Source organism: Microbacterium sp. W1-4-2 (assembly GCF_058349885.2).
In genome coordinates this window covers 782,417-800,669 of sequence record NZ_JBYRJC020000002.1, presented here as the reverse complement: position 1 = coordinate 800,669, position 18,253 = coordinate 782,417, and the positions used below count along the sequence as shown (strand labels likewise).

Genomic DNA, 18,253 nt, shown 5'->3' with positions numbered 1-18,253 from the left:
CGAGTCCCCCGGTCGTTGAGCGAGCGCAGCGAGTCGAAACGACGCACACAGCCACGTCTCGGCTCGGATCGCGGGTCGCGCATCCTCGCTCAGCGACCGCGCGTCAGAACAGGCCGGTGATGCGGCCCTCGTCGTCGACGTCGATGGATGCCGCGGCCGGCCGCACCGGAAGGCCCGGCATCGTCATCACCGCCCCGCAGATCATCACCACGAACCCGGCTCCGGCCGACAACCGCACTTCGCGCACGTTGACGGTGTGGCCGGTCGGGGCGCCGAGGGCGGACGGGTCGGTCGAGAACGAGTACTGCGTCTTGGCGACGCACACCGGCAGGTCGCCGTAGCCATCGTCCTGCAGTCGCTGGATCTGCGCGCGCACACCGGCGTCGGCGCTGATGCCGGCCGCCCCGTAGATGCGCTGGGCGATCGTCTGCATCTTGTCCCACAGCGGGGCCTCCAGCGGATACGTGTAGGTCGGCTCGGCCGGTTCGGGGTTCTCGTCGCACACCCGCACGACCTCGCGCGCGAGCGCCTCGGCGCCCGCGCTGCCGTCGGCGAAGTGCGTCGCGACGATCGCCGTCACACCGACCTGCGCGCACGCCGCGATCAGCGCGTCGGTCTCGGCCGCCGAGTCCTCGGCGCGGTGGTTGATCGCGACGATCGCGGGCAGTCCGTACACGTCCCGCACGTTCGACAGGTGCCGCTGCAGGTTCACGACGCCCCGCTCGAGGGCCGCGACGTCCTCGCGAGCCAGGTCTGCGACATCCACTCCGCCCTGGTACTTCATCGAACGGACCGTGGCCACCACGACCGCCACCGACGGTCGCAGGTCGGTGCGGCGGCAGAGGATGTCGACGAACTTCTCGCCGCCCAGATCCGAGCCGAACCCCGCCTCGGTGATGACGTAGTCGGCCAGGCGCAGGGCGGTGCTCGTGGCCAGGTACGAGTTGCAGCCGTGCGCGATGTTCGCGAACGGCCCGCCGTGCACGAACGCGGGCGTGTGCTCCATGGTCTGCACGAGGTTCGGGGCGAGCGCGTCGCGCAGCAGCGCCGTCATCGCGCCGTGCGCGTTCAGGTCGCGAGCGCGCACCGGGCGCCGGTCGCGGGTGTAGGCGACGATGATCTCGCCGAGGCGCTGCTTGAGGTCAGCCAGGCTCGTGGCCAGGCAGAAGATCGCCATCACCTCGCTGGCCACGACGATGTCGAAGCCGGTCTCGCGCGGATAGCCGTTGCCCGGGCCGCCGAGGGCGATGACCGTGTCGCGCAGCGCACGGTCGTTCATGTCGAGCACGCGCCGCCAGCTGATGCGCCGCACGTCGATGCCGAGCTCGTTGCCGTGGTGGATGTGGTTGTCGATGAGCGCCGCGAGCAGGTTGGTCGCTGCCGCGATCGCGGCGAAGTCGCCGGTGAAGTGCAGGTTGATGTCCTCCATCGGCACGACCTGGGCGTAACCGCCGCCGCACGCGCCGCCCTTCATGCCGAACACCGGGCCCTGCGCAGGCTCGCGCAGGCAGATCATCGCCTTCTCTCCGATGCGGGTCAGGGCATCGCCGAGGCCGACCGAGGTCGTGCTCTTGCCCTCGCCGGCCGGGGTCGGCGACATCGCGGTCATCAGGATCAGCCGGCCCTGCGGGCGGGATCGGATGCCGGTGACGTACGGCAGCGAGATCTTCGCTTTCGTCGTGCCGTACGGGATCACCGCCTCGGAGGGGATGCCGAGCCGGTCGGCGATCTCGCCGATCGGCAGCAGGTGCGCGGCTTGCGCGATCTCGATGTTGCTCAGGCTCATCCTCGAACCTCCCGAGGCCTCGTGGGCGTCATGTGGCGACCGCGTCATGCACGGCTTCGGCCAGCCTAGGGGCAGAGTCGATGAGGGCGCGGTGGATCGAACGGTCCGGATGCGCCGCCCGGCGGTTCGCCGGTCAGCCGGCCTCGGCGATGACCGCGAGCAGGGCCTCGCCGTACGCTTCGCGCTTCTTGGCGCCGATGCCGCTGATGCCGTCCAAGTCGTCGAGCGTGTCCGGCCGGTGCTCGGCCAGCGCCCGCAGCGTCGCGTCACCGAACACGATGTAAGCGGGCACACCCTGTTCGCGGGCGACGCCGCCGCGCCAGGTGCGCAGCGCTTCGAACAGGTCGCGATCGGCCGGGTCCAGGGACTCGGATGCCGCAGCCTTGCGTGCGCGCTCACTCGACCGGGATCCGCCCCGCCCGAGCGCGTCGCGCCGCAGCGGCACGTCGGTCTCGCCGCGCAGCACGCCGGCCGCGGCATCCCCCAGCGCCAGCGTGCCGTACTCGCCCTTCGCGACCAGGATGCCCCGCGCCAGCAGCTGCCGTACGACGCTGCGCCAGTCCTGGTCGGAGAGGTCTGCGCCGATGCCGTAGGTGGCCAGCCGTTCGTGGCCGAACCGCACGATGCGCTCGGTGTTCGCCCCGCGCAGGATGTCGACGAGGTGTCCGGCGCCATACGCCTGGCCGCGCTCGCGCTGCAGCCGCACGATCGTCGACAGCAGCTTCTGCGCCGGAACGAGCCCGTCCCACGTCTCGGGGGCCTGCAGGCAGGTGTCGCAGTTGCCGCACGGCTCGGAGGTCTCGCCGAAGTAGCCGAGCAGGTTCTGGCGCCGGCATCCCACCGTCTCGCACAGGGCGAGCATCGCATCGAGGTGCTGACCCAGCCGCATCTTGAACGTGCGGTCGCCGGGCGACGCGTCGATCAGGCGCCGCTGCTGCACGACATCGCCCAGGCCATAGGCCATCCACGCCACGGAGGGCTCGCCGTCACGGCCGGCGCGCCCGGTCTCCTGGTAGTAGCCCTCGACGGACTTCGGCAGATCGACATGGGCGACGAAGCGAACATCGGGCTTGTCGATGCCCATGCCGAACGCGATCGTGGCGACCATCACGACGCCGTCCTCACGCAGGAACCGGGACTGGTGCCGCGCGCGCACGGACGCGTCGAGGCCCGCGTGGTACGCCAGCGCGTCGATGCCCTGACCGCGCAGGTACTCCGCGGTCTGCTCGACGCTCTTGCGGCTCAGGGCATAGACGATGCCGGCCGAGCCCTCGTGCTGCGACCGGATGAACTGCACGAGCTGCTTGCGCGGCTCGACCTTCGGCTCGATGCGGTACTGGATGTTCGGGCGGTCGAAGCTCGCGACGAAGTGCTTCGCGTCGGAAAGGCGCAGCCGCTCGGTCAACTCGCGGTGCGTCGCCCGGGTCGCGGTGGCCGTCAACGCCATGCGCGGCACTCCGGGGAACCGCTCGTCCAGGTCGCCCAGCGCGAGGTAGTCGGGACGGAAGTCGTGGCCCCACTGCGACACGCAGTGCGCCTCGTCGATCGCGATGACGCTGAGCCGGCCCCGCTGCAGCAGCGCCGTGGTCTGGGCGAGGTTGAGCCGCTCGGGCGCCACGTACAGCAGATCGAGGTCGCCGTTCACGTACGCGCGCTCGACCTCGGCGCGCTCGGGCGGGGTCTGCGTCGAGTTGAGATATGCGGCGTTCACGCCGTTGGCGCGCAGGGCGTCGACCTGGTCGTGCATGAGCGCGATCAGGGGGCTGACGACCAGGCCCGTGCCCTCTCGCACGAGCGCCGGCACCTGGTAGGTGACGGACTTGCCGCCGCCGGTCGGCATGAGCACGACGGCGTCGCCCCCGGCCACGACCTGCTCGACGATCGCGGCCTGGTCGCCGCGGAACGCGTCGTACCCGTACACCTCGTGCAGCACCGCGAGCGGGTCGGTCGCCGTGAAGTCGCGGCGGTTCGGCTCATCGGGCACGCCGCCTCTCCCGGTCGCCCCGCGAGCGAAGCGAGTCGAAACGCCCCGATCACCTGCCCGCTCGTCGTCTCGCCGCGCTCGGTCAGGAATCCGAGATTCGTCGGGCGGCGGCATCCACCCGTCTTCGGGCGGAGCCCACTCGTCCGGCGGCGCGTCGGCATCGTCCCAGACGATGTCTGCGTACGGGTCGCCGGCGGGAATGCTCACCCCCTCCACGTTAGCCGCGGTCGCCGACACCGGCCGCCGGTTATCCCCAGCCGACTCGACTCTGCGTGCTCGTTCCCGCCCATCCGTGTTCAGAACTCATCCATTCCGGCGTCGAAGACGCGTCCTGGGCCGCAGATCGGGCCGAATCCGGCCGAATCGACGGAGTTCTGAACATCGCCGACTGCCGCCGAGGGCGCAACGGCTGACAGAGGAAGATGGCAGGACCAGGCATCCCATCGAAAGGCGACCATGGCGACCTACACCCACGGCTATCACGAATCGGTGCTGCGTTCGCACCGCAATCGCACGGTCGACAACTCGGCCGCGTACCTGCTGCCGCACCTGCGCCCCGGCGACCATCTGCTCGACGTCGGCGCCGGAGCGGGGACCATCACGGTCGACTTCGCCGGCATCGTCGACCGCGTGACGGCGACCGAGGTCGACGAAGCGGCGCTCGGCCTCGCCCGTGGGTTCGCGCGCGACCGCGCCGTCGACAACATCGAGTTCGCCGTCGCCGACGTGCACGCGCTGCCCTTCGCTGACGACAGCTTCGACGTGACGCATGCCCACCAAGTGCTGCAGCATGTCACCGATCCGGTGCAGGCGCTGCGCGAGATGGCGCGGGTGACGCGGCCGGGCGGGATCGTCGCCGTGCGCGACAGCGACTACAGCGCCTTCGCGTGGTGGCCGCAGCTGCCCGAGCTCGATGAATGGCTCGACCTGTACCGCATCGCCGCGCGCGAGAACGGCGGCGAGCCCGACGCCGGCAGGCGGCTGCTCGCGTGGGCGCACGCCGCGGGACTGACCGACATCACGACCACGTCGAGCACGTGGTGCTACGCGACGCCCGACGACCGGGCGTGGTGGGGCGGGATGTGGGCCGATCGCATTCTCGAGTCGGCGATCGCTCCGCAGCTCGTCGACGGCGAACACGCGACGCGCGACGACCTGCAGCACATCAGCGACGGCTGGCGCCGCTGGGCCGCCGCAGACGACGGCTGGTACTCCGTGCTGCACGGCGAGCTGCTCGTCCGCGTCTGACGCGCGCTCAGCCGGGCGAGATTCAGTCGGTGCGTTTTGCAGCCACAACCCGGATCCGACCGCACATCGCGCCGACTGAATTCGCCGCGCGCGGCAGATCAGACGATGCGTCGCCGCTCGATAACAGGCAGCGGATCAGAGGGCAACTCGCCCCGAGGCCACGGCCTACAGGCGCACGACCTCGGTGACGCGCACGACGGCGGCTCCGGCATCCTCTGATGCGGCGAGGTCGACGACGGCGCGGATTCGCCAATCGTGGTCACCGGCGGGATCGTCGATCGTCTGCTCGACGTGCCACTGACCCGACGCGGCAGCCGACTCGTCGATCGCGCACAGCCGCGGCGAGCGCGCCCGCCCGTCGACGCCGATCGAATCGTGCTCGGCGAAGTACGCGTCCAGAGCGTCGGGCCACGAGGCATCCGGATCCAGCTCGACGAGCTCGTCGTCGCGTTGCAGCGCCGCCAGCTGCACGCGCCGGAACAGCTCGTTGCGCACCAGCACCGTGAACGCCCGGTGATTGGCGACGACCGACGGCGGCGCCGGCGGCACCACCGGCTCGTCGGGCGTGGCCAGCGGATGCACGAGTTGCTCCCACTCGTCGACCAGGCTCGAGTCGACCTGCCGCACGAGCTCGCCGAGCCACTCGATGACGTCGAGCAGGTCGGACGTGCGCGCTTCGAGCGGCACGGTCTGGCGGATCGCCCGGTACGCGTCCGACAGGTACCGCAGCACGAGTCCCTCGCTGCGGGCGAGCTGATACGACGACACGAACTCCGAGAACGACATCGCGCGCTCGAACATGTCGCGCACCACCGACTTGGGCGACAGCTCGAAGTCGCGCACCCAGGGCTGGCTCGACGCGAACACCTCGTACGACTGGTGCAGCAGTTCGTCGAGGGGCTTCGGATACGTGATCTCTTCGAGCGCCTCCATGCGCTGGTCGTAATCGAGTCCCTCGGCCTTCATCACCGACACGGCCTCGCCGCGCGCCCGGAACTCCTGCTGCGACAGGATCGCCCGGGGGTCGTCCAGCGTCGCCTCGATCACGCTCACGACGTCGAGTGCGTAGTGCCCGGTGCCGACCGCGCCCGGCGCATCGTCGGGGTCGAGCAGCTCGATCGCGGCGAGCGCGAACGGCGACAGCGGCTGGTTCAGTGCGAAGTTCGGCTGCAGGTCGACGGTGAGATGGATGTCGCTTCCACCCGCCGCGCTCGTTGAGCGAGGACGCGCAGCGACCGAGTCGAAACGCTCCGGAGACGTCGTTTCGACTCGCTGCGCTCGCTCAACGACCGGGGGCTGCGCTCGCTCAACGACCGGGGGCTGTGCTCGCTCAACGACCGGGGGCCCGACCTCGACGATCCCGGCGTCGCGCAGGGTGCGGAAGATCGCCAGCGCCCGCCGCGCCAGGGCGAACTGCTGCGCCCGGCTCTGGTGGTTGTCGAACACGAGCGAGCGCACGTTGGCGAACACGTCGCCGCCGCGCGCGATCACGTTGATCAGCATGGCCGCGGTCAGCTGCAGCTGCGGAGTCAGCGCTTCGGGCGTGGCATCCACCAGCCGCTCGAACGACCCGCGCCCCCAGTTCACCGCCCCGGTCGGGGCCTTCTTGCGCACGATCTTCTTGCGCTTGGCGGGATTGTCGGCGGCCTTCGCCAATGCTGCAGCATTCTCGATCTCCCACTCCGGCGCCATCACGACGACGTTGCCGTACGGGTCGAAACCCGCGCGGCCCGCACGCCCGGCGACCTGGTGGAACTCGCGCGCGGTCAGCTGCCGCATCTTGGTGCCGTCGAACTTCGCGAGCTCAGTCACCACGACGGTGCGGATCGGCACGTTGATGCCCACGCCGAGCGTGTCGGTGCCACAGATCACGCGCAGCAGCCCCCGCTGGGCCAGCGTCTCGACGAGTCGCCGATATCGCGGCAGCATGCCGGCGTGATGGATGCCGATCCCCGCGCGCACGAGTCGCGACAGCGTCTTGCCGAACCCGGTCGAGAAGCGGAAGTCGCCGAGCGCCTCGGCGATGCGGTCGCGCTGCTCGCGCGAGGCGATCTTCATGCTCGACAGCGCCTGGGCCCGCTCGACGGCCGCGGCCTGCGAGAAGTGCACGATGTAGGCCGGGATCTCGGCATCCTTCATCAACAGCTCGAGCACCTCGTGCACGGGCCGCACCTCGTACGAGAAGTGCAGCGGCACGGGGCGCTCCACCCCCGTCACCTGTGCGACCGGCCGGCCGGTGCGCCGCTCGAGGTCGTCGGCGATCGCCGTGACGTCTCCGAGCGTCGCCGACATCAGCAGGAACTGCGCGCGCGGCAGAAGCAGCAGTGGCACCTGCCACGCCCAGCCGCGGTCGGGGTCGCCGTAGAAGTGGAACTCGTCCATCACGACCTGATCGACGTGGGCGTCGGCTCCCTGCCGCAGCGCGATGTTCGCCAGGATCTCGGCCGTGCAGCACACGATCGGCGCATCCGGATTGACCGACGAGTCGCCGGTGACCATGCCGACGTTCGCCGCGCCGAAGATCTCGGCGAGCGCGAAGAACTTCTCGCTCACGAGCGCCTTGATCGGCGCCGTGTAATAGGTGCGCTTGCCGGATGCCGCAGCCACCGCGTGCGCCGCGACGGCCACGAGCGACTTGCCGGTGCCGGTGGGCGTCGACAGGATGACGTGCGCACCCGAGACCAGCTCGATGACCGCCTCGTCCTGCGCGGGGTACAGCGTCAGCCCGCGCTCGGCCGCCCACGAGACGAACCCGTCGTACATGCCGTCGGCGTCGGCGCCGGCGAGTCGGTCGAGAAGCGTCGGGTCCACCCCTCGAGTCTGCCGCACGCGGCCGTGCCGTCCCGCACGTCGTCCCCTGCGGAACATCCCCGCACGGCCCTACGTTAGAGACAGGCGACGAGAGGAGCCCCCCATGGCCGACCTGACCATCACCCGCGAGGACGAGAACCGCCGGTACGCCGTATACGTGGACGGCGAGATCGCCGGCTTCACCGAGATCCACCCCGACGGGGAGGGGCGGCTGGTCATGCCGCACACCGTGGTCATCCCGTCGTACCGCGGACAGGGGATCGCATCGAAGCTCGTCGCCGGGGCCCTCGAAGACATCGCTTCGCGCGGCGAGACCGTCGTACCGCTGTGCCCGGTCGTGGTGAAGTACCTGCGTGAGCACGAGGTCGACGGGCTCACGGTCGACTGGCCCGCACGCGCGGCCGAGTAGCGTCGCACCGGACCGACGCACCGCGCGCCGGACCGCGCACCCCGCGCCCGAGCGGCGCGCCCCGTACCCCGAGCCCGGCGCTTAGGGTACCCTCACCCGCCCGATAGACTGAGCCGATGCCCGCACGCACCTCCGCACTGCCCACGCGCGTCCTGCTCGTGTGCGCGGCCATCGGCGTCGCCGCGGGCGTGGTCGGCGGCATCGCCGGATGGATCACACCCGTCGTGATCGCCGGCGCTCCGATCGTGTACGGCTTCGTGCTGGGCGCGCACGTGATCCCGGGGATCATCGCGCAAGAGACCCTGCGCCTGCCCTGGGTCGCCCTGCTCGCGCACGTGCTGGCGGCGCTGGTCGCCAGCGCCATGGCGCCGCAGTGGGCGGGCCGGTTCCTCGGCACGGCGCTGCTGTTCGGCGGAATCCAAGAGGCCGTCGCCGCCCTCACCCGCTACCGGGTGTGGCGCGCCTGGCGGTTCTTCATCTCGGCGGTGGTCATCGGCGTCCTCGTCGCCGTCGTCGTGGCGCTCGTGGTGAACCTGACGAGCATGCCGCCGTGGGCGCAGTTCGCATACCTCGTGCTGGCCGTGCTCGGCCCGGTCGCGTGGACCGCGATCGCCCTCGCGATCGGCGCGCAGCTGCGCCACGCCGGCGTCGGCCGCCGATGACCTCGCCGCTGCTGCGCGTGGCCGATCTTGCGATCCGGCACGAGGGTGAGGATGCCGCAGCCCCCGGCGGCGCGTCGTTCGAGGTGCGCCGCGGTGAGGTGGTGCTGCTGCTCGGTCCGAGCGGGTCGGGCAAGTCGACGCTCGCCCTGGCACTGAACGGGCTGATCCCGCACGACGTGCCGGCGACGGTCGCCGGCACCGTGACGGTCGACGGAATGGATGCCGCGACCACGTCGGTGGCGGTGCTCTCGACACGTGTCGGCATGGTGTTCCAGGATCCCGACGCACAACTCGTGACCGGCACGGTGCTCGACGAGGTCGCGTTCGGCCCCGAGAACCTGCGGCTGCCGGTGGCCGAGGTGCTCGGCCGGTCCGAGGCCGCGCTGCGTCGCGTGGGCCTGTGGGAGCGTCGGCGCGAGAACCCCGACGCCCTGTCGGGCGGCGGGCGCCAGCGGCTGGCGATCGCCGCCGCGCTCGCGCTCGGTTCGGAACTGCTCGTGCTCGACGAGCCGACCGCGAACCTCGACCCGCAGGGCATCGACGAGGTCTACCGCGCCCTCGCCGACGTCGTCGCGGGCGGCGACCGCGCGATCGTGCTGATCGAGCACAACCTCGATCATGCGGTCGGGTTCGTCGACCGCGTGGTGGTGCTGGATGCCACCGGCCGCACCGTCGCGGACGGACCGACCCACGACATCCTGCGGGGACGCGCCGCCGAGCTGCACGAGCTGGGCGTGTGGCTGCCGACCTCCACCCTCGCTGCGTTGCGCCTGCGCCGGGCCGGGTACCCCCTCGACCCACTCCCACTGACCCCGGCCGAGCTGCGCGCCGCGCTGGAGGGCGCCGCGCAGCCGACGCCCACCACAGCCGATGCCGCCGACCACGTTTCGACTCGCTCCGCTCGCTCAACGACCGACCCCGCACACGCCCCGGTCGTTGAGCGAGGCCGCGCGCAGCGCGCCCGAGACGAAACGCTCCCGGCCCCCGCACACGTCCCGATCGTTGAGCGAGGCCGCGCGCAGCGCGCCCGAGACGAAACGCTCCCGGCCCCCGACCCCGTTTCGACTCGCTCCGCTCGCTCAACGACCGAGCCCGCCGGGCACCCGATCCTCACCGCCCGCGGCCTCACCGTGCGCCGTGGGCGCGCCGAGGTGCTGCACGGCGTCGAACTGGCGATCCGCCCCGGCGAGTTCGTCGCGGTGATCGGGGCCAACGGCGCCGGCAAGACGAGTCTGCTGCACGCCCTCGCCGGGGTGGCACGCCCGCCCCGGGGCACCGTGCACATCCAGGGCGACGACGTCGCCCGCCTGAAGCCGCGCGAGCTGTCGCGGCGCATCGGCTTCGTGTTCCAGAACCCCGAACACCAGTTCATCGCGCACACGGTGCGCGGCGAGCTCGCGCACGGTCTGCGGCACCTGCCGCCCGCCGAGGCCGACGCACGGGTCGACGAGATCCTCGAGCGGTTCGGCCTGACCGCGCGCGCCGAGGTGCACCCGTTCCTGCTGTCGGGCGGGCAGAAGCGGCGACTGTCGGTCGGCGCCGCACTGGGCGGCGGCGCCCCGATCCTCGCCCTCGACGAGCCCACCTTCGGACAGGACCGCGCCCGCGCCGACGAGCTGCTCGCCCTGCTGGCCGACCTCAACGCCGGCGGCACGACCGTGATCGTCGTCACGCACGACATGCAGGTCGTCACCGAGTACGCGACACGCACGGTCGTGCTCGGCAACGGGCGGGTGCTCGCCGACGACGCAACCGCCGAGGTGTTCGCCGCCCCCGCCCTGCTCGAGCGCGCCGGACTGCGCCTGCCCCCGCTGCGCGAGGCGTTCAATGGCCTGCGCGCGCACCCCGAGCTCGCAGACATCACGCGCCTCGTCGACCTGCCCACCGGGCCCCGGTTCGCTGAGCGGGGCCGCGAGCAGCGCGACCCAGACGAAACGAGCACCTTAGGCGTTTCGACTCGCTCCGCTCGCTCAACGGCCGGAACCCACGACGCTCGCTCGACGACCCGAACCCGCGCCGACCGCTCGACGGCCGAAGAGAGGGAAGGCTTGTGACCACGGCATCCCTCCCCCTCGACCCCTACGCCGACGCCGCGCCCGCCTCGCCGGTGCGGTTCCTGTACGCCCTGAACCCGCTCGCCAAGCTGCTCGCGCCGGCTCCGGCGATGGTGCTGCTGGTGTTCGTGCGGGATGCCGCGACCCCGCTCGCGTTCGCAGCCCTCGCGTATGCGATCGTGCTCGTGGGCGCGCGCATGACCGCCCGCACAGCGGTCATGCTGTTCGCGGTGATCCCGGCGATGGCGGTCGTGCTCGCCGCGGGGCTCGCGCTGTGGACCGATCCTGCCCAGGTCGGTCGAACGGCGCCGATCGCGCACCTCGGCGACTGGACCCTCTACGCCGGAGCGCTCGAGGTCGGGTTCGCGACCGGTCTGCGGCTGGCCGCGATCATCGCCCTCGCGCTGATCGCGGGCTTGACCACCACCGGGCCCGACCTCGCCCGGTCGCTCGTGCAGCAGCTGCGCGTGCCGTACCGCGTGGGGTACACGGCGATCGCAGCGTTCCGGTTCGTGCCGAGATTCCGCCGCGAGCTCGAGATCATCCGTCAGGCGCACCGGGTGCGCGGCGGGCACCGCTCGCTCCTCGGCCTCGGCTACGTCGTGCCGTTGCTCGCCGGTGCGATCCGGCACGCCGAGCGGGTCGCCCTGGCGATGGACGCCCGCGCCTTCGGCGCCCATCCCGACCGAACCGAGCGCCACGCCGTGCCGTTCCGCACCCGCGATGTCGTGTTCAGCGCGCTCATGCTCGCCGCGTCGGCCACCCTGTTCTGGATCCTCTTCCCCTGGGGGCTGTGACGCCGACGCGCGCATCCGCGCGAGCGCGTCACCCGGCGGCGCCGACACCGTGTTCAGAACTCATCCGGTTCCGCACGAATCGGGCGCGACACGCCGTGCTCGCTCCACTCAGCGTCCGGATCGGCTGAGTACTGAACGGCGCCCGACCGAGGCTCGGCCTCGGTCAGGCCGCCCCGTGATGTCGGCCCAGCCGGGTCGTGTGCACCGCACCCATGCCGGATGGCCGCGTCCCTCTCGCCGCCGCAACGTCGGACGCCACGCCCGCCCCGACACCCCGGATCCCGGACGCGCCGCCCGGCGAGCCCGAAGACCCCGACGCTCCCGCGCCGATGCCACCTCCGTCCGGCACGGCCGCGCCGGCGCTTCCCGACACCTCGCCGCGGGCGGCGGCCGCATAGGTCCCCTCCAGCAGCGGGAAGTGGCACGCCACCAGGTGCGGCACGCTTGCGTCGGTGGGCAGGTCGCCCTCGTCCTGCTCGGGGCCGCCGCCGACGCGCAGCATCGGCTCGAGCCGCGCGCAGATCTCCTGCGCCATGGGGCACCGGGTGCGGAACCGGCAGCCGCTGGGCGGGTTCATCGCGCTCGGCAGCTCGCCACTGACCCCGAGCTTGGCCTTGGCCCGCTCGGCGGCCGGATCGGCCACCGGAATCGCATCGATGAGGCCCCGCGTGTAGTGGTGCTGCGGCGCCGCGTACACCTCGTCGGCGGGGCCGATCTCGACGACCTTGCCGAGGTACATCACAGCGATCACGTCCGACAGGTACCGCACCACCGACAGGTCGTGGCTGATGAACAGGTACGTCAGCTCGCGCTCGCGCTGCAGCTGCTTCATCAGGTTCAGCACCTGCGCCTGGATCGACACGTCCAGCGCCGACACCGGCTCGTCGGCCACGATCAGCGCCGGCTGCAGCGCGAGCGCGCGAGCCAGACCGATCCGCTGCCGCTGCCCGCCCGAGAACTCGTGCGGGTAGCGCTCGGCGGCGCGCCGGGGCAGCCCGACGTCCTCGAGCAGCTCGTCGACCCGGCGGTCGCGGTCGCGCGACGTGCCCACATGCTGGATCTCGAGCGGCTCGCGCAGGATCGCCCGCACCCGCATGCGCGGGTCCAGCGACGCGTACGCGTCCTGGAACATGAACTGCACGTTGCGCCGGTCCTCGCGCAGGTCGCGGCGGTGCCGATGCGCGAGCGGGCGCCCGCGGAACAGGATGCGCCCGTCGGTCGGCAGGTCCAGGCCGACCACCAGCCGGCCGAGCGTCGTCTTGCCGCATCCCGACTCGCCGACGAGCCCGACCGTCTGCCCGCGCGCGATGCGCAGGGATGCCCCCGCGACCGCGCTGACGGCGCCGACCCGGCGCCGCAGCAGCCCGCCGCGGGTGACCGGAAAGTCCTTGACCAGACCGTCCAGTTCGAGCAGCGGGGTGCCGTCAGCCGGGATGTACCGGGTCGGCGCGACCCATTCGCGCTGGTCGCTGGATGCCTCGACCTCGGCCGGCACGCGTTCGGCCACGATCTCTTCAGGCGAGGGCAACGGCTCGGTGCGCGGCACGAAGCACGCGAAACGGTGTGTGACGTCCCCGTCGCCGGCGAGCTCCAGCTCGGGCATCTCATTGCGGCACCGATCGACCGCGAACCGGCAGCGCGGCGCGAACGGGCACGCGCGCGGCGGATCGATCAGGTCCGGCGGCAGGCCGGGAATCGAGTACAGCTTCTCGCCGGTGCCGGCGGCGCGCTCGGGCAGCGCCTCGAACAGCGCCTCGGTGTAGCGATGGCGGGGCTCGGCGAACAGCATCTGCGTCTCGGCCGTCTCGGCGACCTTGCCCGCGTACATGACGACCACGCGGTCGGCGCGCCCGGCGATGACGCCCAGGTCGTGGGTGATGAGGATGACGGCCATCCCCATCTCGGCACGCAGCCGGTCGATGAGCTCGAGGATCTGCTTCTGCACCGTCACGTCCAGCGCGGTGGTCGGCTCGTCGGCGATCAGCAGCTTCGGGTGGCAGATCAGAGCCATCGCGATCATGATGCGCTGGCGCTGGCCGCCCGACAGCTGGTGCGGGTAGCTGTTCAGCCTCTGTTCGGGGTGCGGGATGCCGACCAGCCGCAGCATCTCGAGCACGGGCTCGCGCGCCTGCGCCCGCGACATGCCGCGGTGCAGCAGCAGCGGTTCGGCCACCTGCTCGCCGATCGTCTGCACCGGGTTCAGGCTCGTCATCGGATCCTGGAAGATCATGCCGATGTCGCCGCCGCGGATCGCGCGCATCCCCCGATCGGGCAGCGTCACGAGGTCGCGCCCGTCGAAGAGCACCCGGCCGCCGGTGATGTGGCCGCCCGGTGGCAGCAGGCGCTCGATCGACATCGCCGTCATCGTCTTGCCGCAGCCGGACTCGCCGACAAGGCCCACCGTCTCACCGGCATCCACCGTGAAGTTCACGTCCGAGAGGGCGTGCACCACCGACTTGCTCAGCCGGATCTCGGTCGTCAGCCCCGCAACCTCCAAGAGAGCCATCGCCCACCCCTCACCGGCGCTGCAGCCGGACTTCGACCGAGTCGCGCAGGCCGTCGCCGACCAGGTTCACCGCGACGACCACGATGATGATCGCGAACCCGGCCGGATAGATCAGCCACCAATAGTTCAAGAACACGTACTGGGTGCCGTTGCTCAGCATGGCACCCCAGTCGGTGGCGGGGGGCGAGATGCCCAGTCCCAGGTAGCCGAGATAGGCGACCAGCAGGATCGCATCGGCCACCTGGAACGTCGCGTTGACGATCACCGTGCCGACCACGTTCGGCATGATGTGGCGGGTCACCGACCGCCACGACGAGCCGCCCATGACCCGCACCGCCTGCACATACTCGCGCACGCGCAGCGTCAGCGACTCGCCGCGCACGAGCCGGGCGGGCACGAGCCATGCGGTCAGCCCGATCACGAAGATCATCACCGGCAGCGACGGTCGCACGATCGTCACGAGGAACAGCAGTAGGAACAGGATCGGGATCGCCAGGATCGCGTCGACGATGCGCATCATGATGCCGTCGATCGCGCCGCCGAAGAACCCGGCGACTGCACCCCATACGGTGCCCACGATCGTGGCGATGGCCGCCGCCGCGAGCCCGACGATGAGGGACGTCTGACCGCCCACCATGAGCCGGCCCAGCACGTCGTAGCCCGATCCGTCGGTGCCGAGGGGATGCCCCGGCCCGGGCGCCAGGTTCGCGCTGGTCAGGTCGACGGTGACCTGATCGGTCTGGTAGATGAACGGGCCGACGAAGCAGAACAGGATCGCCAGGGCCACCACGATCAGACCGACGATCGCCAGCCGGTTCTGGATGAACACCTCGAAGCCGAGGCGGAACAGGCTCTTGGGCTTTCCGGCGACCTGTCCACCGGTGGGCAGGACGGTGCCCAGGTCGGCGATCGGCGCGGTCGCGGCATCCATCCCCCCGGTGGGGTCCGCGGGCGGCGGCCCGCCCAGCTGAGTGGTCATGGCCGGCTCCTCACAGCGTCACCCGCGGGTCGATGGCGGCCAGGCCCACGTCGGCCAGCAGATTGCCGATGACCGTCGCGAACGCGGTGACGATCACCACGCCCAGCTCGACCGGATAGTCCGACTGCTGCGCCGCCTGCCAGAACAGCAGCCCCATGCCCGGGAAGTTGAAGATCGACTCGGTGATCAGGGCGCCGGCGAACAGCGCCGGCAGCGACAGGCCGAGCAGGGTGATGATCGGGATCAGCGCGTTGCGCAGCACGTGGTGCCAGAGCACCCGGGTGGGCGAGGCGCCCTTGGCCTGGGCGGTGCGCACGTAGTCCTGGCTGACGTTGTCGAGCACTGACGAGCGCATGTAGCGGGAGAAGCCCGCGATCGACAGCAGCGCCAGAGTCACGATGGGCAGGATCATGCCCGGGAACTGCTGGAAGATCGGGACGACGCCGTCGGACTGCGGCGCCTCGGGCGGGAACCAGCCGAGCCACGACGAGAAGATCTCGATCAGGATCAGGCCGAGGAAGAACGTCGGCGCCGCGTAGAAGATGAACGACAGCCCGGTCGCGACGTAGTCGAACATGCGGTTGCGCCGCACGGCCTGGTAGACGCCGATGGGGATCGCCACGATCACGGTCAGCACGAGTGAGAGCGCGGCGAGGATGATCGTCTTCGGCAGGCGCTCGGCCAGCAGCGACCCGACGGACTGGTTGAGCACGTACGAGAAGCCGAAGTTGCCGGTGAACCAGCCGAAGACGCTGGTGAAGTACTGCACGATCAGCGGCCGGTCGAGGCCGTTGTCGCTGTTGAACTGCGTGATCTGCAACGGCGTGGCCCGCGGCCCGAGGATCGCCCGTGCGGGCCCCCCGGGCAGCGAGTGCAGCAGCAGGAACACGATGATCGTCACGACGATGACGACGAGCACGGACTGCAGCAGACGACGGATGATGTATCCGACCATCGGTCTCGCCTCCTACCGGCCCGTGCTCGTCGTTGTTCCTGTGTCGTCAGATCCCTTCGTCGTCGTGGATCAGTAGTGCCAATCCTCCGGCTTGATCGCGCCGTAGGGGTTGTTGTAGGTGTAGCCCTTCAGGCCGTTCGCGACCTCGACCAGCGAGTAGGTGTAGTTGGGCTGGTAGATGACCGGGACGTTCTTGGCCATGAAGTCCTCGTACGCCTGCATCACCGCGGTGCCGCTCTGCGTGTTGGTGTCTGCGATGAGCTTGTCGAGCGTCGCGTTCGAGTAGCTGCCGGAGTTCGATCCGGCGCCCGTCGCGAACAGCAGCTCGCCGGTCGGGTAGTAGTCAGGTGCGTACACCCAGCCGCCGCCCCAGTTGCCCATCTCCCACGTGCACGTGGAACCCTTGCACGGCACTGCCGTGGAGGTCACCGAGTTGAACGGCTCCGACTTCAGGTTCAGCGTGATGCCGACCTGAGCCGCGTTCGACTTGAACGACGCCATCGCGGTGTCGATCGTGGCCGACCCGCTCGCGTACGGCAGCGAGAACGTCAGCGCCTGACCGGCCTTGATGCCGGCGCCGCAGTCACCGGCGGCCGTGCCCGGCTTGACGCAGGTGGTGGTGCCCTTCGGCACGACCTTCCAGCCGTTGTCGGACAGGTACTTGGTGGCGTTCGCGATGCTGAACGGATACGGGTTGTTCTTCTCGGTCTGCGACACCAGCGGACTGTCGGGGAACAGCGGAATCGGACCGGTGGTCTCGACGCCGTAGTTCTTCGCGGTCGAGCCGATGATGCCCTTCTGGTCGACGACCGACTGCAGGGCCTGACGGAAATACAGCTGCTTGAAGATCGGACCCACGGTGGGGTTGTTGTAGTTGATCGGGAAGTAGTTGAACCCGTACAGGAACCACGGCAGCAACTGGTAGTTCGCGCTCAGCGGGTTGGGACCCGCGGCGTTCGGTGGCGTCGAGGCCGGCTTCGGCTTGGCGATGTCCTGTGTCGGGATGTAGCCGACGTCCAGGGTCGATCCGCCGCGCACCACGTTGAACTCCGCGGAGTCGGTCGTGAACGGCACCATCTTGAACTGCTTGACCTGGGCCTTCTGGGGGCCCGAGTAGTCGGCGTTCGGCACGAAGGTGACGTGGCCGTCGGAGTTGAAGCTCGACAGCTTCCACGGCCCGTCGACCACCGACCAGATCTTGCTGCTGGCGTAGCTCGGCAGGTCCTTCGACTGCGCCTGCAGGTAGGTGAACACCGCCTTGCAGCCGCTGACGTTGGTCGCGCAGTCGCCCTTCGCCGTCGCGCTGGTCATGTCCCAGGCCATCGGCATCGGCGTGATCTGGCTGAGCTCGTTCAACAGGAACCACTGCTGGCTGTACACCTTGTCGGTGGTGAGCACGAGCGTCGTCGCGTTGGGCGCGGTGGCCTTCACGATGTTGTCGGGGAACTGGCCGGGCACGTAGCCCGCGTAGTTCGGCTTCTCGGCCCTGTACATGTTGATCCAGAACATCACGTCCTGCGACGTCACCGTCTCACCGTTGGACCACTTGTAGGGGTTCATCGTGATCGTGATGGTCTTGCCGCCGTTGGAGTACACCGGCTGCTTCGCCAGGCTCAGGGAGTAGTCGACGCCGGTCTTGCCGTTGTCGCCATACCAGTACAGCGTGCGGTACATCATCAACTGCATCTCGGAGTTCGTGACGCTGAAGTCCGAGATCGGCGAGAACGGCCAGATCCAGTTCGGCACCGTGGCGGGCGGCAGCGCCCACGAGATGGAATCGGACGCCTTGCCCGGCGCGTTCGCGTTCGCCGCGGGTTTTCCGCCCGGGCTGGATGCGGAGCATCCGATCAGCAGCATCGATGCGGCGGCGATCATCGCCCCCGGTATCATCAGCCGGCGCAGCGCGCCCTTGGGGTGAAGTTTCATGCTGAGCCTCCCGGCTTGAGCTCGCGCGGGCACGCCCAGGGTATGGGCGCCGTCGCACGGGACTTCTTCCCCTCAGTTAGCGCTCCGATCCTGGAGAGAGCACTGTGGCGGAACTGCGTGTTTCTTATGTCTGAGG

General features: G+C 70.4%; 13 protein-coding genes. 6 read left to right on the top strand and 7 right to left on the bottom strand.

The window, feature by feature from the left end:
• Positions 1–103: 103 nt before the first annotated feature.
• Together AC3RX0_RS11520 and recQ are read right to left on the bottom strand one after the other, a co-directional pair.
• Complete coding sequence (locus AC3RX0_RS11520) at positions 104–1,786, bottom strand: formate--tetrahydrofolate ligase (protein WP_491506120.1); 1,683 nt, start codon at positions 1,784–1,786, stop codon at positions 104–106.
• Positions 1,787–1,919: 133 nt separating this feature from the next.
• Positions 1,920–3,884 (bottom strand): DNA helicase RecQ, encoded by a 1,965-nt coding sequence (gene recQ, locus AC3RX0_RS11515; protein WP_491506343.1) that lies wholly within the window; start codon positions 3,882–3,884, stop codon positions 1,920–1,922.
• Positions 3,885–4,226: 342 nt separating this feature from the next.
• Here recQ and AC3RX0_RS11510 point away from each other — a divergent pair, with 342 nt between their 5' ends.
• On the top strand, positions 4,227–5,018 hold the full coding sequence (locus AC3RX0_RS11510) for a class I SAM-dependent methyltransferase (protein WP_491506119.1): 792 nt from the start codon (positions 4,227–4,229) through the stop codon (positions 5,016–5,018).
• A 165-nt stretch (positions 5,019–5,183) separates the two neighbouring features.
• On the opposite strand, the gene AC3RX0_RS11505 is transcribed toward AC3RX0_RS11510, so the two are convergent.
• Entirely contained in the window at positions 5,184–7,781 is a 2,598-nt protein-coding gene (locus AC3RX0_RS11505; RefSeq protein ID WP_491506118.1) for a DEAD/DEAH box helicase, read from the bottom strand.
• On the opposite strand from AC3RX0_RS11505, the gene AC3RX0_RS11500 reads away from it, so the two are divergent.
• From AC3RX0_RS11500 to AC3RX0_RS11485, 4 genes are all read left to right on the top strand, one after another.
• Positions 7,681–8,238, top strand: coding sequence for a GNAT family N-acetyltransferase (locus tag AC3RX0_RS11500; RefSeq protein WP_491506117.1), 558 nt, complete (start codon positions 7,681–7,683; stop codon positions 8,236–8,238). The genes AC3RX0_RS11505 and AC3RX0_RS11500 overlap by 101 nt on opposite strands.
• Before the next feature lie 116 nt (positions 8,239–8,354).
• Positions 8,355–8,900: an ECF transporter S component gene (locus AC3RX0_RS11495; protein ID WP_491506116.1), complete on the top strand. Its 546-nt coding sequence runs from the start codon at positions 8,355–8,357 to the stop codon at positions 8,898–8,900.
• Positions 8,897–10,954, top strand: a complete 2,058-nt coding sequence (locus tag AC3RX0_RS11490) for an ABC transporter ATP-binding protein (protein ID WP_491506115.1) — start codon at positions 8,897–8,899, stop codon at positions 10,952–10,954. Before AC3RX0_RS11495 ends, AC3RX0_RS11490 begins: the two co-directional genes overlap by 4 nt.
• On the top strand, positions 10,951–11,751 hold the full coding sequence (locus AC3RX0_RS11485) for an energy-coupling factor transporter transmembrane component T family protein (RefSeq protein ID WP_491506114.1): 801 nt from the start codon (positions 10,951–10,953) through the stop codon (positions 11,749–11,751). Before AC3RX0_RS11490 ends, AC3RX0_RS11485 begins: the two co-directional genes overlap by 4 nt.
• A gap of 163 nt (positions 11,752–11,914) precedes the next feature.
• Here AC3RX0_RS11485 and AC3RX0_RS11480 read toward each other — a convergent pair whose 3' ends face one another.
• From AC3RX0_RS11480 to AC3RX0_RS11465, 4 genes are all read right to left on the bottom strand, one after another.
• The gene (locus AC3RX0_RS11480; protein ID WP_491506113.1) at positions 11,915–14,257 is read right to left on the bottom strand and encodes an ABC transporter ATP-binding protein; all 2,343 of its coding nucleotides are present in this window, start codon (positions 14,255–14,257) and stop codon (positions 11,915–11,917) included.
• 10 nt (positions 14,258–14,267) lie between these two features.
• Positions 14,268–15,236, bottom strand: coding sequence for an ABC transporter permease (locus AC3RX0_RS11475; protein ID WP_491506112.1), 969 nt, complete (start codon positions 15,234–15,236; stop codon positions 14,268–14,270).
• A gap of 10 nt (positions 15,237–15,246) precedes the next feature.
• Complete coding sequence (locus AC3RX0_RS11470) at positions 15,247–16,191, bottom strand: ABC transporter permease (RefSeq protein WP_491506111.1); 945 nt, start codon at positions 16,189–16,191, stop codon at positions 15,247–15,249.
• Positions 16,192–16,260: 69 nt separating this feature from the next.
• Positions 16,261–17,868, bottom strand: coding sequence for an ABC transporter substrate-binding protein (locus tag AC3RX0_RS11465; protein ID WP_491506110.1), 1,608 nt, complete (start codon positions 17,866–17,868; stop codon positions 16,261–16,263).
• On the opposite strand from AC3RX0_RS11465, the gene AC3RX0_RS11460 reads away from it, so the two are divergent.
• Positions 17,855–18,109 (top strand): hypothetical protein, encoded by a 255-nt coding sequence (locus tag AC3RX0_RS11460; RefSeq protein ID WP_491506109.1) that lies wholly within the window; start codon positions 17,855–17,857, stop codon positions 18,107–18,109. The two genes, AC3RX0_RS11465 and AC3RX0_RS11460, sit on opposite strands and share 14 nt — an antisense overlap.
• Positions 18,110–18,253 lie beyond the last annotated feature (144 nt).

Bases quoted from the DNA above. Each gene is read 5' to 3' on its own strand.
- AC3RX0_RS11500 (WP_491506117.1), top strand. From the start codon at position 7,681: ATGACGTGCGCACCCGAGACCAGCTCGATGACCGCCTCGTCCTGCGCG.
- AC3RX0_RS11510 (WP_491506119.1), top strand. From the start codon at position 4,227: ATGGCGACCTACACCCACGGCTATCACGAATCGGTGCTGCGTTCGCAC.
- AC3RX0_RS11490 (WP_491506115.1), top strand. From the start codon at position 8,897: ATGACCTCGCCGCTGCTGCGCGTGGCCGATCTTGCGATCCGGCACGAG.
- AC3RX0_RS11520 (WP_491506120.1), bottom strand. From the start codon at position 1,786: ATGAGCCTGAGCAACATCGAGATCGCGCAAGCCGCGCACCTGCTGCCG.
- AC3RX0_RS11470 (WP_491506111.1), bottom strand. From the start codon at position 16,191: ATGGTCGGATACATCATCCGTCGTCTGCTGCAGTCCGTGCTCGTCGTC.
- AC3RX0_RS11480 (WP_491506113.1), bottom strand. From the start codon at position 14,257: ATGGCTCTCTTGGAGGTTGCGGGGCTGACGACCGAGATCCGGCTGAGC.
- AC3RX0_RS11465 (WP_491506110.1), bottom strand. From the start codon at position 17,868: ATGATGTACCGCACGCTGTACTGGTATGGCGACAACGGCAAGACCGGC.
- AC3RX0_RS11505 (WP_491506118.1), bottom strand. From the start codon at position 7,781: ATGTACGACGGGTTCGTCTCGTGGGCGGCCGAGCGCGGGCTGACGCTG.
- AC3RX0_RS11495 (WP_491506116.1), top strand. From the start codon at position 8,355: ATGCCCGCACGCACCTCCGCACTGCCCACGCGCGTCCTGCTCGTGTGC.
- AC3RX0_RS11475 (WP_491506112.1), bottom strand. From the start codon at position 15,236: ATGACCACTCAGCTGGGCGGGCCGCCGCCCGCGGACCCCACCGGGGGG.
- recQ (WP_491506343.1), bottom strand. From the start codon at position 3,884: ATGCCGCCGCCCGACGAATCTCGGATTCCTGACCGAGCGCGGCGAGAC.